Origin of the sequence: Peribacillus sp. NJ4, assembly GCF_030348345.1 — a bacterium.
Taxonomy (GTDB): Bacteria; Bacillota; Bacilli; order Bacillales; family DSM-1321; genus Peribacillus.
Genome location: NZ_JAUCFQ010000001.1, coordinates 4,892,621 through 4,907,484, shown reverse-complemented (window position 1 = coordinate 4,907,484; position 14,864 = coordinate 4,892,621). Strand labels below are relative to the sequence as shown.

General features: G+C 40.0%; 12 protein-coding genes and 1 riboswitch. Of the genes, 9 read left to right on the top strand and 3 right to left on the bottom strand.

Annotated elements, in window-relative coordinates; genetic code table 11:
• Positions 1-820: 820 nt before the first annotated feature.
• The 5 genes from qoxA to QUF94_RS24500 all read left to right on the top strand — a co-directional run bounded on the left by qoxA (position 821) and on the right by QUF94_RS24500 (position 5,428).
• Positions 821-1,753, top strand: coding sequence for a cytochrome aa3 quinol oxidase subunit II (gene qoxA / locus QUF94_RS24520; protein WP_289318146.1), 933 nt, complete (start codon positions 821-823; stop codon positions 1,751-1,753).
• Positions 1,754-1,826: 73 nt separating this feature from the next.
• Positions 1,827-3,773: a cytochrome aa3 quinol oxidase subunit I gene (gene qoxB / locus QUF94_RS24515; protein WP_101224932.1), complete on the top strand. Its 1,947-nt coding sequence runs from the start codon at positions 1,827-1,829 to the stop codon at positions 3,771-3,773.
• Positions 3,773-4,369: a cytochrome aa3 quinol oxidase subunit III gene (gene qoxC, locus QUF94_RS24510; protein ID WP_289318145.1), complete on the top strand. Its 597-nt coding sequence runs from the start codon at positions 3,773-3,775 to the stop codon at positions 4,367-4,369. The genes qoxB and qoxC overlap by 1 nt, the downstream gene beginning before the upstream one ends.
• 1 nt (position 4,370) lies before the next feature.
• Complete coding sequence (gene qoxD, locus QUF94_RS24505; protein ID WP_289318144.1) at positions 4,371-4,655, top strand: cytochrome aa3 quinol oxidase subunit IV; 285 nt, start codon at positions 4,371-4,373, stop codon at positions 4,653-4,655.
• 329 nt (positions 4,656-4,984) lie between these two features.
• Positions 4,985-5,428, top strand: a complete 444-nt coding sequence (locus QUF94_RS24500; RefSeq protein ID WP_289318143.1) for a YfmQ family protein — start codon at positions 4,985-4,987, stop codon at positions 5,426-5,428.
• A gap of 657 nt (positions 5,429-6,085) precedes the next feature.
• On the opposite strand, the gene QUF94_RS24495 is transcribed toward QUF94_RS24500, so the two are convergent.
• Positions 6,086-6,220 carry a BA3454 family stress response protein gene (locus QUF94_RS24495; RefSeq protein ID WP_289318142.1) on the bottom strand — a complete coding sequence of 45 codons (135 nt, stop codon included), beginning with the start codon at positions 6,218-6,220 and terminating at the stop codon, positions 6,086-6,088.
• A gap of 227 nt (positions 6,221-6,447) precedes the next feature.
• Positions 6,448-7,284 carry a DMT family transporter gene (locus QUF94_RS24490; RefSeq protein WP_289318141.1) on the bottom strand — a complete coding sequence of 279 codons (837 nt, stop codon included), beginning with the start codon at positions 7,282-7,284 and terminating at the stop codon, positions 6,448-6,450.
• A gap of 151 nt (positions 7,285-7,435) precedes the next feature.
• Positions 7,436-7,481, top strand: a riboswitch (PreQ1 riboswitch).
• Between the two features lie 106 nt (positions 7,482-7,587).
• Here QUF94_RS24490 and queF point away from each other — a divergent pair.
• Positions 7,588-8,085, top strand: coding sequence for a preQ(1) synthase (gene queF, locus QUF94_RS24485; RefSeq protein WP_289318140.1), 498 nt, complete (start codon positions 7,588-7,590; stop codon positions 8,083-8,085).
• Between the two features lie 199 nt (positions 8,086-8,284).
• Entirely contained in the window at positions 8,285-9,631 is a 1,347-nt protein-coding gene (locus tag QUF94_RS24480) for an aspartate kinase (RefSeq protein WP_289318139.1), read from the top strand.
• 445 nt (positions 9,632-10,076) lie between these two features.
• Here QUF94_RS24480 and QUF94_RS24475 read toward each other — a convergent pair whose 3' ends face one another.
• Entirely contained in the window at positions 10,077-10,637 is a 561-nt protein-coding gene (locus QUF94_RS24475; RefSeq protein WP_289318138.1) for a nitroreductase family protein, read from the bottom strand.
• Between the two features lie 455 nt (positions 10,638-11,092).
• On the opposite strand from QUF94_RS24475, the gene QUF94_RS24470 reads away from it, so the two are divergent.
• Together QUF94_RS24470 and QUF94_RS24465 are read left to right on the top strand one after the other, a co-directional pair.
• Positions 11,093-12,841: an ABC transporter ATP-binding protein gene (locus QUF94_RS24470; protein WP_289318137.1), complete on the top strand. Its 1,749-nt coding sequence runs from the start codon at positions 11,093-11,095 to the stop codon at positions 12,839-12,841.
• On the top strand, positions 12,816-14,606 hold the full coding sequence (locus QUF94_RS24465) for an ABC transporter ATP-binding protein (RefSeq protein WP_289318136.1): 1,791 nt from the start codon (positions 12,816-12,818) through the stop codon (positions 14,604-14,606). Before QUF94_RS24470 ends, QUF94_RS24465 begins: the two co-directional genes overlap by 26 nt.
• Positions 14,607-14,864 lie beyond the last annotated feature (258 nt).

Here is a 14,864-nt window from a genome sequence, read left to right as displayed (position 1 = left end):
CTGAAGATACAAAAGGGAAGCACGTATCAATATGGGGGTATTGAGTAAAGGGTTTCCAAAAGGTGGAATTGATTGAACACCAAATGTACTTTTTAAAAAATGGTTTTTGGCCTGTCCTCTGACTGATAAACTTGAACAGTTGCAACAGGTTGATTGATCCCTGAATTACTTCACCCCACGACTACTGCTAAACGGCTGTTTAGGAATACTGACAGGGCAATAAAATAAGTATTGCGAGGAGAAAGAACCCAATTACATTTCACGCTCGTTGTTTCCTTATATATATATAATATTTACCTGTGTTGGATCATTAGGGTATTGAAGCATGGATGCAAGATCGTGTACAATGCGGCTACCATTTAAAAACTTCCATGGCCGAGTGAAAAAAATCCGCTTTAAATCATGTTTTCCAAAGATAGATACCTAATTAACAGGATAGGTAATATAATTCATAATCTTTATAAGTCTTGAGGCAATAAACGAGGTGAATATAATGTGAAAATTTTATTTCATTATATTAGAGTAATATTAAACGGAAAGTGGATCAGTTCTATCTGCAATCCTGTACTGATAAGTGAAGTTTCTGTAGGTAAGTTATTAAACATTTATTATATTTCATTTGCTGAAGATTTTCGAACATTTCAGTTCATTTACCATCTTCTTACTGCTCTTTAATGAACTTTATGTGACAGATGTCACTTTATATTGTCTTTTTTTACACTTGGGATTAATATTGGTATGTCGGGATTTGTGAACATGGTAACACTTTGTCCGAATAATTACCAATAGGAATTTTATTATGTAAGAAAGGGGTAGTACTATGAAAATAAAATGGGCTCTATTAACTATACTTTTTACAATTGCCACTGTGCTAACCGGTTGCGATAACCCATTAATGGTCTTGGACCCTAAAGGGCCAGTAGCTGCAACACAAGCAGATGTTATTATGATTTCGATATGGACAATGGCCTTTGTCGTCCTTGTCGTTATGGTACTGTATATCTTCATGATAATGAAATATCGTGCTTCCAAACAGCGTGATGATTATGAACCACCTCATATTGAAGGAAGTAAGGTTCTTGAAATAATTTGGGTAGCGATCCCAATTTTAATCGTCGCTTTCCTATCCGTTGTTACTGTTAAAACAACAAATGAAGTTGAGGCAACACCTAAAGGATACGGAGATCAAGAACCTTTAATTATTTACGCTTCATCTTCCAACTGGAAGTGGCATTTTAGTTATCCGGAAGAAGATATCGAAACAGTTAACTATCTGTTTTTACCGACTAACCGACCAATTGAATTTAAACTTTATTCATATGGTCCAATCTCGAGTTTCTGGATTCCACAACTTGGAGGACAAAAATACGCGATGTCGAACATGGTTAATACGTTGCACTTAGCAGCTGATGTACCAGGAGAGTATATGGGTCGAAATTCAAACTTCAGTGGTTCAGGTTTTGCTCAGCAAACGTTTAACGTTAATGTACTGTCTGCAAAAGAATACGATAAATGGGTAGATGAAATTAAAGCTACTGCTGAACCGATTACTGAGAAAAAATTCAATGAATTATTAGAACCTGGTCATGTGGGACAATCCACTTACACTGGAACTCACTTAGAGTTTTCTCCAGCTCCTGAAGGGGAACATGCTGGTCATGGTAACCACGGATCTTCTGATACTGAAGAAAGTGATTCCAAGGATTCACACGAGGAACATTCAGAACACAGCAACATGAATCATGATCACTAAGAATTAATTTCGTTCGATAAAACATCTAGGTTTACAAGATAAGGAATATTTTCCTGAAAGGAGTCACAAAAGTATGGATTACTTTGATCGATTTGCCGTACCTCATCCAAGTCCTGCGATTTATGCATCCATGGTTGCCATTGGCTTAACCATGATTGCGGTTGTTGCCGGAATTACCTATTTTAAAAAATGGGGTTACTTATGGCGTGAGTGGTTAACAACGGTTGACCATAAACGTATTGGTATCATGTACATCTTGGCAGCACTGCTTATGCTCTTCCGTGGTGGCGTTGATGCCCTCATGATGCGTGCTCAAACGGCTATTCCAGATAACGGTCTTTTGGATGGGCAGCATTATAATGAGGTATTTACAACACATGGGGTTGTCATGATCCTGTTCATGGCTATGCCATTTATCATTGGGTTAATGAACATTGTCACACCATTACAAATTGGAGCGCGTGACGTAGCATTCCCACGTCTAAACGCAGTCAGCTTCTGGTTATTCTTCATGGGGGCAATGCTATTTAACATCTCTTTCGTAGTTGGTGGTTCTCCTGATGCAGGTTGGACATCTTACTTCCCGCTGGCAAGTAATGATTTCAGTGAATCAGTTGGTTCGAACTATTACGCGATTGCAATTCAAATAGCTGGTATCGGTACATTACTGACTGGTATCAACTTTATCGTAACAATCTTGAAAATGAGAGCACCTGGCATGAACTTAATGAAAATGCCAATGTTCACATGGTCTATCTTGATCACAAACTTCATTATCGTTTTCGCTTTCCCTGTATTGACAGTGGCACTTGCGTTGATGACAATGGATCGTCTATTCGGAACTCAATTCTTTACGATGGCCAATGGCGGTAGCGATATGCTTTGGGCGAACTTGTTCTGGGTTTGGGGACATCCTGAAGTTTATATAGTAATACTTCCAGCTTTCGGTATTTACAGTGAAATCATTTCGACATTTGCACGTCGTAACCTGTACGGATATAATTCGATGGTTATCTCCATGGTAGCTATTTCTACTCTATCTTTCATTGTATGGGCTCACCATTTCTATACAATGGGTCACGGTGCAATGGTTAATGGTATCTTCTCGATTACCACAATGGCAATTGCCGTTCCGACCGGTGTTAAGATTTTCAACTGGTTGTTCACACTTTGGAAAGGTAAAATCGTTTTTACCGTCCCAATGTTATACTCGTTAGCTTTCATTCCGATTTTCACTCTCGGTGGGGTAACTGGGGTTATGCTTGCAATGGCGAGTGCTGACTACCAATACCACAATACAATGTTCTTAGTAGCTCACTTCCATTACGTTTTAATCCCTGGTACTGTATTTGCCGTACTTGCTGGTTTTACGTACTGGTGGCCAAAAATGTTTGGCTTCATGTTGAGCGAAAAAATTGGGAAATGGTCGTTCTGGTTCATTACAATCGGCTTTAATGTAACATTCTTCCCGATGTTCATCACTGGTTTAGATGGGCAGGCACGTCGTATGTATACGTACTCTGAATCAACGGGCTATGGTCCATTGAATATGCTTTCTTTCGTTGGAGCAATTGGCTTAGCAATAGGTTTTGCACTTATTGTGTACAATATCTATTGGAGCACTCGTTATGCATCAAGAAATATTTCAAACGATCCATGGGATGCACGTTCTCTAGAGTGGGCTACCCATACACCAATTCCAGAATATAACTTTGCAATTGTGCCTACAGTTGATTCTACAGAAGCATTCTGGGATTCTAAGAAAAAGGGCTTTAAATTATTTGGTGGTAAAGTAGAAAAGATTCATATGCCAAATAACAGTGGCGTGCCGTTTATCATGAGCTGTATCTTCTTCGTTTGGGGCTTTGCAATGGTATTCAGCATGTGGATCATTGCAATCATTGCAACGATCGGTATCTTTGCTTGTATGATTCACCGTTCATTCGAAAAAGATCACGGACGTTATATCTCTGTTGAAGAGATCGAAGAAACTGAAAATAAATTGCGAGGTGCTAAGTAATGAAAATAGATAACTCGCTGCCACTAGAATATAGCACGGAAGAAAATCGCTTAAAGATTTTTGGATTCTGGATTTTCCTTGGGGCAGAAATAGCTCTTTTCGCTACACTGTTCGCCACTTATTTTGTATTAGTTGATGGAACTGGAAATGGTCCAACAGGGGAACATCTTTTTAAAGTCCCAACCTTAATGTTTCAAACAATCTTTCTTTTAACTAGTAGTTTTACCATAGGTCTTGGAATCAATGCAATGAGACTTGGCAGGCAGAAAGCAACGATTGGTTTCTTCATTATCACCCTTATTCTTGGTTTAGGCTTCTTGGGAGTCGAAATTTATGAATTCGTGGAGTATGTACATGAAGGAGCAACCATTCAAACAAGTGCTTTCTTATCTAGTTTGTTTACATTACTAGGTACGCATGGAGCTCACGTTACACTTGGTTTATTCTGGGGAACCTTCATCGTCATGCAGATTAAAAAGCGCGGTATGACTCCAGAAACAACAAACAAGGCTTTCATCTTTTCACTTTACTGGCATTTCTTGGACGTTGTCTGGATCTTCATCTTCAGTTTCGTCTACCTGAAAGGAATGATGTAATATGAAAGAATTATTCCCACGGGGCCAAGTTATGGGATTTGCCTTTTCACTAGTCCTGACTTTGGTCGCACTATCAGTTATTGTGTTTGATCTCTCACTTAAAATGGGTGTGATCATCCTGCTTGTTACAGCTTTCATGCAAGCTGCACTGCAATTGGTTATGTTCATGCACGCAGGTGAGTCTGAAGATAAAGCATCGATTTACACAAACGTTTATTACGGATTGTTCGTTGCATTGGTTACAATTTTCGGTACAATGCTAACAATGATTTGGGGATATCAATAATCGATTGAAAAGCTGGGCGTCTTGAAGACGCCCAGCTTTTTTGTATTTAATAAGTAGAAATTCATATACCACTCTAACCACTTCGTTCATAGAAATTTGTTAAGAAGGGTGTGGATGAAACCATTTTGTTTAGTATAACCATTTCGGAACATTATATTCATAAGGGCAAAATTTACTCTTTTTGAAGCGCTCCCGTGCGTTTAAGTGCGATGTTTTACTAAAGTAAAACGTTAATATAAAAGACACATTTTCTAAGAAAAACTATCTGATCCTTTGATATAATAATCTATATAAGAAATTAATATATGACGTAGCGGAGATGATGAAATATGACATTGCCGGTTTTGATTTTGACAATTCTATTAAGTTTGCTTAAATTATTAGTTACCTGCCTTCCAACCGATGCAGTGAATTGGATTATCAGCAAATTTAAAATACATTCAGAACTTAGTGACGAGAATGCAATCGTAACCTTTGACGGAAGACGTTTGGAAAGTGAAGATAAAATAAAAGTTATTAATTATTTTAATAAGGCTAAATTTTTGAAAAAGAATCATATATTCCCTGGTAATGAGCAATTGTTTTTACATCCAGAGAACAGTGGGACTCCATTAGTCATTGATACTAAAAGAGGTAAAAAAGATGTTAGGTTATTTGTGTACATGTACAACGACCGTGTGGATGTAGTTAAGCAGTACAGGAAGAAATTAGTTTCGTATAGTCTGCTTTCCGATAGCCTCCAAGAACGCTCTATGCCATTAAGTTTAAATTAAAAGACATTAAAAATGGCAATCTTTAAAAAAGAACATCTCAGACTGTAGGCAACTCGAAAGAAAAGCGAGTTTGCCTGCAGTTTTTTTATTTAAAAAAGGTTCCAGTTGTTTTCAGACGCTCCCTTTCCGCCGACTGTCTGCAAAGCCACCTCGCCGCAAGCGTCTTTGGTGACTCGGTAAGCTGGTTTTTCGGCAGGAGTGTCGTGAAATTTCTTCAATCCAGTGAGGTTTCATCCCATATTAAAGAGAAAAGTATCCTGGAGTATACACTGTCTGTTTTAAAAATATCGTAATGATTCCCTCGGTAATCGCGATAGGGATATGGGATTAGGCCATTCCGTATCCCATTTTGTCGACAAACTGAGGCGGTCTTTAAAAAGATCGTCTTAATTTCTAAATTACTTGTTATTCAAATTGATTGTTGTAACGTTAAAAACGTTTTAAAATTATTGTCACAAGAAAAAACGATTATGTGGATTATATGGGAAAATCGCTATCGAGGGTTCTTTAGAGAATAATACAAATGAAATACAGAAATCAGGATTGAAAAGGGTTTTAAATGTTAATTAATATAAAAACAAAGTGCATAGTGATTTTGGTGAGTTATATCTAAAAAGGTAATAAAAAAAGCAGGTATCTAAATCGATGCCTGCCTTTTTATGCTTTCCATTGTTTTTCCACTTGATGAAGGGCTTGTTGTAAAATTTCTTCTTGATTAGTACCCGGTTTAGTAAGGACGTTAGTTTGATAAGATTTTCCTTGGAAATCAACTGTTACTGTAACTTTTAACATTATGCATCGTTCCTTTCTAGTATTAAATGGGATGGTTGTACTACTTCTTTTATACCCGTGGGAGGAGATTTTTCAAACATTGCGGAAGTAGCAAAAGTTGAGATTTAATATTCAAAATTATCTGATATTTAGCGAGAGATGTCAATACTTTTTTTTGAACCGCTAAATAAAGACGACCTGGCATGTGTGATTATTACAGCCAGGTTGTTTTTTAAAATTAACTATATTCATATTTTGGTTAAGATAATACCGATTAATGCTGCAAGAACGCCGGCAATTTGATAGGATTTTAGTTTTTCTTTGAATAAATAACATCCTGCGAAAACGACAACTAAACAATTTAGGCTGACGACAGGGAAGATGATGCTTGCGATGCCGGTATTCAACGCATAGAAATAACATCCATAGGCTATGATGCTTAAAAAACCTACGATGGAACCAATTTTGACTTCCTGTAGCTTGATTTTTTCTTTCTTAAAGGATAGAACTGAAAGTAGATAAAGAGTTCCGCCCCCATACATTGATACAAGGATGTCGAGGGAGTTTAAATGAAGCCGTGTTGATGTCGTCATCAGAATGCCGAGTACACCAAAAGATAATATGGAAAATAATGTGTGCATCATCCAAGGTAAATATTGGTGGTTGCCCTTGGCGTTAGGTGTATACTGAATGACAAGGGTTGCAAGCAGCATGCAGATGATTCCGCTCCACTGCAGCGAAGAAATATGCTCATGAAAAATTAATGCAGCACATAGGATGGGAAATATTGCATTCGCTGCGATTAATGGTGATGTTAAACTTGCCGGCCCTTTTTCAAAGGCACTTGCCATCTGGATATTACCATTAGCGTTCAGGACACCAATTGCTGCACCAAGCATGATAGACAGCAAGTTCAGGTTCAAACCATCCATAAGTACTCCATAAAATATGGACAAAATGAAAGCTACAAAATAAAAGAAAAATTGAATATGTACCTTTGAGTAACCCTTTCCGCTACTCCATTTAAAAATGCTGTTATTGATTCCGAAACATAAACTGGTGATGAGTGCTGCAAAAATCCACATTGTTTAAATCTCTTCCTTCATGTAGGATAAACTTCTTCTACATTTTAAGCCGAATACATGTGGGAATCAAACTAAAATTAAAAAGTATGATTGACAGATTAGATTTTTTTTTCTATATTTACTATGACAATTTTAAAATATTTCCCGATAAACGGGAGAGGTTCATAGCATCACCCTCTTAAAAAAACTATGGCTTTGATTTTTTTCGCGAATCAACCATATCTTTGATGAGATATGGTTTTTGTTATATAGAGGCCCATTTTATGAATCTCCCCTGACAAACGTGGATGAGGAGGACTTTTTATGTCTGGAAGAAAAGAAGAAGAATTAAAGGAAATTACACTGCTTGGGAATCAAGGGACAAAATATACATTCGACTATGCGCCTGAAATTCTTGAGTCATTCGATAACAAACATCCTAACCGTGATTATTTCGTCAAATTCAATTGCCCGGAATTCACTAGCTTATGTCCGATAACCGGCCAGCCAGACTTTGCAACCATTTACATCAGCTATATTCCCAGTGTGAAGATGGTCGAAAGCAAGTCTTTGAAACTTTATTTATTCAGCTTCCGTAATCATGGTGATTTCCATGAAGACTGCATGAATATCATCATGAACGATTTAATCGAGTTGATGGATCCGAAATATATTGAAGTATGGGGCAAGTTCACGCCTAGGGGCGGGATTTCCATTGATCCATACACAAACTACGGGAAACCAGGGACGAAGTATGAGGAAATGGCGGATTACCGCTTGATGAATCATGATTTATACCCTGAAACTGTGGATAATCGCTAAGATTGGAGAGACAACTGGCTTATGCCGTTGTCTTTTTTTGCCTTTTATTATTCCCTTTCAATAATCACATTGTTTTGTCCTTTTTAAAAATACAAATGTCCTCCTATAGTGGAATTTTTACTTGATTGTTTCGAGAAAAAACGTAATAATAGGGAGAGTTGATTTTGACAGAATATTATTTAAAATAGGGGATGTCGAGATGAAAGTTGCGAAGTTTGGCGGAAGTTCACTTGCGTCAGGTGAACAGTTGAGAAAGGTATTTGAAATTGTGGTTGCTGATCCAGAGAGGAAGTTTGTAGTCGTTTCGGCTCCAGGGAAACGCAATTCCGATGATATAAAGGTGACGGATTTATTGATTGAGGCTGCGGAACAGCAGCTGCGCGGCGATAACGGGGAGCATTTGATCGAAGACGTGGTATCCCGCTATGCGAGCATTGCTGAAGAGCTGGATATATCCGAGGAGGTCATCACAGGGATTCATGAAAATTTAAAAGCACTGTTGCATGCTGACCAATCTAACCAGAAGCGCTATTTGGATGCTTTAAAGGCCAGTGGCGAAGATAATAATGCGAAGCTGGTCGCAGGTTATTTTCAAAGCCGTGGGGTAGAGGCAAAGTATATAAATCCAAAGAAGGCTGGCTTGATCGTTACGGATGTAGATGGATTTACCCAGGTTCAGCCAGAGTCATATGATCGGTTGTATGATCTGCGTGAAGAGCCTGGAATCGTAGTATTTCCAGGGTTCTTCGGATATACGTTAGATGGTGATGTTTTAACCTTCTCAAGAAGCGGTTCCGATATTACGGGTTCGATTCTTGCAAATGGGGTCAAAGCCGATTTGTATGAGAACTTTACGGACGTGGATGCCGTTTATGCGGTGAATCCAAATGTAGTTTCCAATCCGAAGGGAATCCGGGAGTTAACCTATCGTGAAATGAGGGAGCTGTCTTATGCCGGTTTTTCGGTATTTCATGATGAAGCGCTGATTCCTGCATTCCGTGCGGGAATACCTGTCCATATCCAAAATACGAACAATCCGACGGCACAAGGGACCCGCATTGTGAACACGCGGGATAATACGAATGGTCCGGTTATTGGGATTGCAAGTGATAAAGGGTTTTGCAGTATTTACATTAGCAAATATTTGATGAACCGGGAAGTTGGTTTTGGTCGGAAACTGCTGCATATCCTTGAAGATTACGGAGTTTCATATGAGCATATTCCATCAGGCATTGATGATGTGACGCTTATTCTAAGGCAGGACCAGTTGAAGGGTGAAGCCGAGAAGAAAATCATTTCACGAATCAAGAAAGAGCTTCATGCCGATGAAGTGAATGTGGAGCATGATCTTGCCTTAATCATGGTTGTAGGTGAAGGAATGCGTCATAATGTAGGTACAACGGCTAGAGCGTCAAAAGCGTTGGCCGAAGCAAAGGTGAATATTGAAATGATCAATCAGGGCTCTTCGGAGGTTAGCATGATGTTCGGTGTGAAAGGGCACAACGAAGAGACGGCAATTCAGGCATTATATCACGAGTTCTTTTGAGAATGAGAGATTAGAGACCTCCTTGAAAAGGGAGGATTTTTGGTTATCGGGGATATTCCCTTTTGTTCATTGGGATAGAAATGGTGGGCGCAATAAGGGAGAAGTTTCTTGATGCTGAAGAACCAGCATGAGCAAATGGAAGAAGAACGGATGCAAATCAATGAAACCTTTAAGGGGCCGCGGCCAGCGCCATGATTTCCTCAAGCACGTGTCGGATCGAACATGATGAGGGGGCAGAGTAAAGGAATAGATGAATGGATTGATAGCTGGGTTTGAAGAAGAAGCGAATTTATTGATTAAAGGTGAAAAAAGGGGTAGTTGCCGGGATGCCTCATTAAATGCACCGGAGGGATCTTTCAGTGATTATGATAGATGGATTGAACGTTTGCCCTCATTCCCTAAATATAAAAGGAAAGCCTCCAAGATTGGAGGCTTTCCTTTTATGTTAGTCCATAATTGTCAGGAGTTGATCGATCTCTTTCCTGGGGCGTGGGGAAGGGATCATGTCGGGATAGCCAACATGAAGGCTGCCTACGATTTTCTCGCCAGGTTTAACGCCTAAAGCTTCACGAAACTCCATGCTGTGTATCATGCCGTATGTTTCCCATATCATCCCGATTCCTTGTTCCCAGGCAAGCAGGCTGAAATTTTGGATCAAGGCACTTGTAGCTGCATAATCTTCTTCACGTGTCATAGGATTCGGATTCTCTTCCATGATCACTGCGATGAACATCGGGACACCTATAAGTTTATTATATCCTCGCTGTCCGGCTGCGTTTTTCTTTTCAGGGTCCTTCTCTTTTCCTGCCATAAAAGCACGGGTTGCTTCTGCGAGTTTTAAACGGCTTTCGCCATGTACCACGACGAAGCGCCAAGGCTGGGTCATTTTATGGTTCGGTGCCCATGTCGACGTTTCCAATAATGATTGGATGGTATCAATAGGAACAGGAATGTCCTTAAATCGCTTAATGCTGCGCCGTTCTTTAATGATATCTTCAAGTTTCATGATCATCCTGCTCCTTTAATCATATATGTAAGTTCATTAGTTTTTTTAAAAAAAATAATCCCCGGCTGCCTAATATGCTTCCAACGTGAATAAATTACTTGAATAAAGAGGGGGCAATATTCCAGTGACTTGCATTCGCTAATGAGCATATAATTTTTACTAGGCACAGAGAAGCCGGGGCGACATTGTATCTATGTACAATATCAAAAGGGTACGATAAGAGATTATCGTAATTGCTTATCAAATTTCAGAGATCAATAATGAAATTGAAAATCATTATCAATTAGAATTTTCGCTTATTTCCTGTTATTTGTCAAGAGTATTTATTAAAAAAAAATCAAGTTATTTACTAATCCTTTGAATCAGTTAAAATCTTTTAAAAAATCTGTATAAAAATGTATAATGAAAGGATGAAAAGATGCTATCTACATATGAAGAATCGAAGGGTGTCATAGATGAAAAAACTGGCCTCATTTCTTAAGCCGTACTGGCTCTTGATCATTCTTGCTTTAATCTTAATGATTGTCGAGCTCGGTGTAGAACTGTTACAACCTCTATTTATAGCAAAAATAATTGATGATGGCATTTTACAGAAAGATTTATCGGTGGTGATTAAATGGGGAAGCGTCATGGTTGGACTTTCCATTTTTTCATTTATTGGCGGGATCGTTAATTCCTTTACGGCATCACATGTAAGTCAGAGTTTTGGACATGATGTCAGGAAAAGCCTTTTTGGTAAGATACAGGCGTTTTCTTTTGCGAATTTGAATAATATCCCGACTTCCTCGTTGATCACAAGGATGACGAATGATGTGACCCAACTTCAAAATACGGTTTTTATGGGCCTGCGTATCATGGCAAGGGCGCCATTGATCGTAATCGGCGGGGCGATAATGGCCATTGCGGTAGATTTTAAACTCTCCCTTGTTTTGGTCATTTCGATTCCGGTTCTTGTTTTTTTCCTTGGCTGGGTTATGAAACGAGCGGCTATTCTATTTAAGCTCGTACAGAAAAAGCTCGATAATGTCAACGGTGTCATGAGGGAAAACCTGATAGGCATGCGCTTGATCAAAGCCTTTCTTCGTAAGGAGCATGAAATTGGACGGTTTGACGATGCGAATGACGAGTTGAAAAGAAAGACTGTGTCTTCCCTTCGTTTAATTGAAACGACCATGCCTGTACTGATGCTGGTCATGAATGTGGCGATACTGATCATTCTCTGGCTTGGAAGCGAATTTATTACAACGGGAGATATACAGGTAGGGGAAGTTGTGGCGATTGTAAACTATGCCACAAGGATTGCGGCATCACTTTCCGTTTTTTCATGGCTGATCATGGTCATTTCCCGTGCAAAGGCTTCCGCGGAACGTGTGACGGAAATATTTGAAACCCCGATAGATATTGATGAGGGTAAGATGGAAAGCAAGAGTGAGGCCGTCAATGGGGGAGGCATAAAGTTTCTGGATGTATCTTTCCGCTACCCTGGAACCGATGCACCGGTATTGAAAAACTTGAACTTTTCTATCGATCCGGGAGAATCGCTTGCCATCATAGGAGCGACGGGATCAGGGAAAACATCCTTGTTCCAGCTGATTCCGAGATTATACGAAGTTGAAAGCGGCTCCATTCAAATAGATGGCCAGGATGTGAAAGATATTCCCTTGAATTCGCTGCGGAAAAGGATCGGCTATGTACCGCAGGAAGCCCTTCTTTTTTCAGGAACCATAAAAAGTAATGTTGCCTGGGGAAAAGAAGGGGCATCGATGGAGGAAATCAAGGCAGCGGCCATGCATGCCCAGGTTCATGAAACCATAATGAAACTCCCGAAACAATATGAAACGCAGTTAGGGCAAAAAGGAGTGAATCTGTCCGGAGGGCAAAAACAGCGGTTATCGATTGCGAGAGCATTGGTGCGCAAACCGAAGATTCTCCTTCTGGATGATAGTACGAGTGCGCTGGATTTGAAAACGGAAAGTAGATTACTCATCGCTTTAAAGGCCTATACATGCACAACGCTCATCATTACACAAAAAATCAGCACAGCCATGGAGGCGGACAAAATCTTGTTACTGGAAAATGGTCAAGTGCTTGCACTAGGGAAACATCAGGATTTGATTCAATCAAGTGATCTTTATCGAAAAATCGTTCACTCGCAGTTTGGGGAGGAGGGAGTTTCTCTTGAGTCCAAGAATATCTCCCGTTAAGGCAAAGTCAAAACCGGTCAATTCATGGAATACGATAAAAAGGATCATCCCCTACTTAGCAACGAATAAAAGCCTGCTATTTTGTGTCCTTTTCATGGTACTGGTAAGCTCCGTTTTGGGATTGCTCGGCCCCTTTCTTGTTGGGATGGCGATCGATGATTATATTGTCACAAAGGATAGCGAGGGGCTGTTCAGCCTTCTTATCGGGCTTCTCGGAGTCTATCTATTCTATTCCCTATCCATGTGGCTTCAGAATTATTGGATGATCGGAATCGCGCAGGATACGGTTTATGCGATGCGCAATCAATTGTTCAAGAAGCTTCACCAGTTATCCATTCCCTTTTTTGACCGGCGTCAGCATGGGGAATTGATGAGTAGGGTCACGAATGATATAGAAAATGTCAGTTCCACTTTGAATAGTTCCGTGATCCAGATTTTTTCAAGTGTGCTGACACTGGTCGGGACGATTGGAGTGATGCTGTATTTAAGCCCTCTATTGACTGTTTTAACCTTATTCATCGTTCCTCTTATGTTCTTCGGGCTGAGGTGGATAACGAACCGGACGGGAAAGCTTTTTAAAGAACAGCAGAAGAACCTTGGAGAACTGAATGGGTTTATAGAAGAAACGATTTCGGGACAACGGATTGTAAAGGCTTTTTCACAGGAAGATAAAGTGATCCGTGATTTTATCACCCGGAGTGAAAACTTAAAGAAAGCCGGATTTCTATCACAATCATACTCCGGGCTGATTCCAAAACTGATGAATTTACTCAACAACTTAAGTTTTACGGTAATTGCCGCAGTAGGCGGGTTTTTGGCGTTGAGTGGCATAGGCACGGTTTCCATCGGGGTCATTGTCATTTTCACCGAGTATTCAAGGCAATTCACCCGTCCGCTCAATGACCTGGCTAATCAATTCAATACACTCCTCTCAGCTGTTGCTGGTGCTGAGCGGGTTTTCACCATACTTGATGAAAAAGAAGAAGAAGTGGATGAGAAACAGGCCTCTGAACTTCGGGATGTCTGTGGTGAGGTGGACTTTGAGGGTGTTACATTTTCATACAATGATGAGGACCAAACGATATATGATGTTAGTTTTCATGCGGAAAAAGGGGAGACTATCGCGCTTGTAGGTCCCACTGGGGCAGGTAAGACAACGATCATTAATCTTCTTGCCCGTTTTTACGAGCCCAACAACGGCCGGATCTTGATTGATGGACAGAATATCCAGCAGGTGACGAGATCAAGTCTCCGCAAGCATATGGGTTTTGTTTTACAGGATTCCTTTTTATTTCAGGGTACGATTCGTGAAAATATCCGCTACGGTCGACTGGAGGCGGGAGATGAAGAAGTGGTGGATGCAGCCAAGCTTGCCAATGCCCATTCCTTTATCATGAAATTGCCAGAACGATATGATACCATCTTGAATCAGGATGGCGGTGGAATCAGTCAGGGACAGCGCCAGCTTTTATCGATTGCCAGGGCTATTTTAGCTGATCCCGTTCTATTGATTTTGGATGAAGCGACAAGTAGCATAGATACGATTACCGAGCTTAAAATCCAGGAAGCATTACACCGTTTGATGGAGGGGAGGACAAGTTTTGTCATTGCCCATCGATTGAATACGATTCAGCAAAGTGATCAAATCCTGGTGCTTGATGAAGGAAAGGTCATTGAAAAGGGATCACATGATGAATTGTTGAAGCAAAGGGGTTTTTATTACGATCTCTATCGCAGTTCATTAAAGGAAAATCAGACCGGATGAAAAAAATGTGTGCCGTCAGGCGCACATTTTTTGTGTTGTCCTGTAAAACACGAACTTAAACTTGGGGATTGCATTCCGTCTCATTGAAAGATGCACCTTCTAAAAATGTGAGGAGTTATGCCTTTATCGGGTACAAACCTGCCGAAGATGAATCAACCGGGGATTAACGAATCTCCCAGAATTTTTCTTCTAGTTCGTTTTTCCTCCGAAAATCAACTCGGACAAATGCAGGCAATCTTTTGCGATCAGCCTTCCTTC

Bases quoted from the DNA above. Each gene is read 5' to 3' on its own strand.
- QUF94_RS24495 (WP_289318142.1), bottom strand. From the start codon at position 6,220: ATGTTAAAAGTTACAGTAACAGTTGATTTCCAAGGAAAATCTTATCAA.
- qoxA (WP_289318146.1), top strand. From the start codon at position 821: ATGAAAATAAAATGGGCTCTATTAACTATACTTTTTACAATTGCCACT.
- QUF94_RS24470 (WP_289318137.1), top strand. From the start codon at position 11,093: ATGAAAAAACTGGCCTCATTTCTTAAGCCGTACTGGCTCTTGATCATT.
- qoxC (WP_289318145.1), top strand. From the start codon at position 3,773: ATGAAAATAGATAACTCGCTGCCACTAGAATATAGCACGGAAGAAAAT.
- QUF94_RS24475 (WP_289318138.1), bottom strand. From the start codon at position 10,637: ATGAAACTTGAAGATATCATTAAAGAACGGCGCAGCATTAAGCGATTT.
- queF (WP_289318140.1), top strand. From the start codon at position 7,588: ATGTCTGGAAGAAAAGAAGAAGAATTAAAGGAAATTACACTGCTTGGG.
- QUF94_RS24480 (WP_289318139.1), top strand. From the start codon at position 8,285: ATGAAAGTTGCGAAGTTTGGCGGAAGTTCACTTGCGTCAGGTGAACAG.
- qoxB (WP_101224932.1), top strand. From the start codon at position 1,827: ATGGATTACTTTGATCGATTTGCCGTACCTCATCCAAGTCCTGCGATT.
- qoxD (WP_289318144.1), top strand. From the start codon at position 4,371: ATGAAAGAATTATTCCCACGGGGCCAAGTTATGGGATTTGCCTTTTCA.
- QUF94_RS24500 (WP_289318143.1), top strand. From the start codon at position 4,985: ATGACATTGCCGGTTTTGATTTTGACAATTCTATTAAGTTTGCTTAAA.
- QUF94_RS24490 (WP_289318141.1), bottom strand. From the start codon at position 7,284: ATGTGGATTTTTGCAGCACTCATCACCAGTTTATGTTTCGGAATCAAT.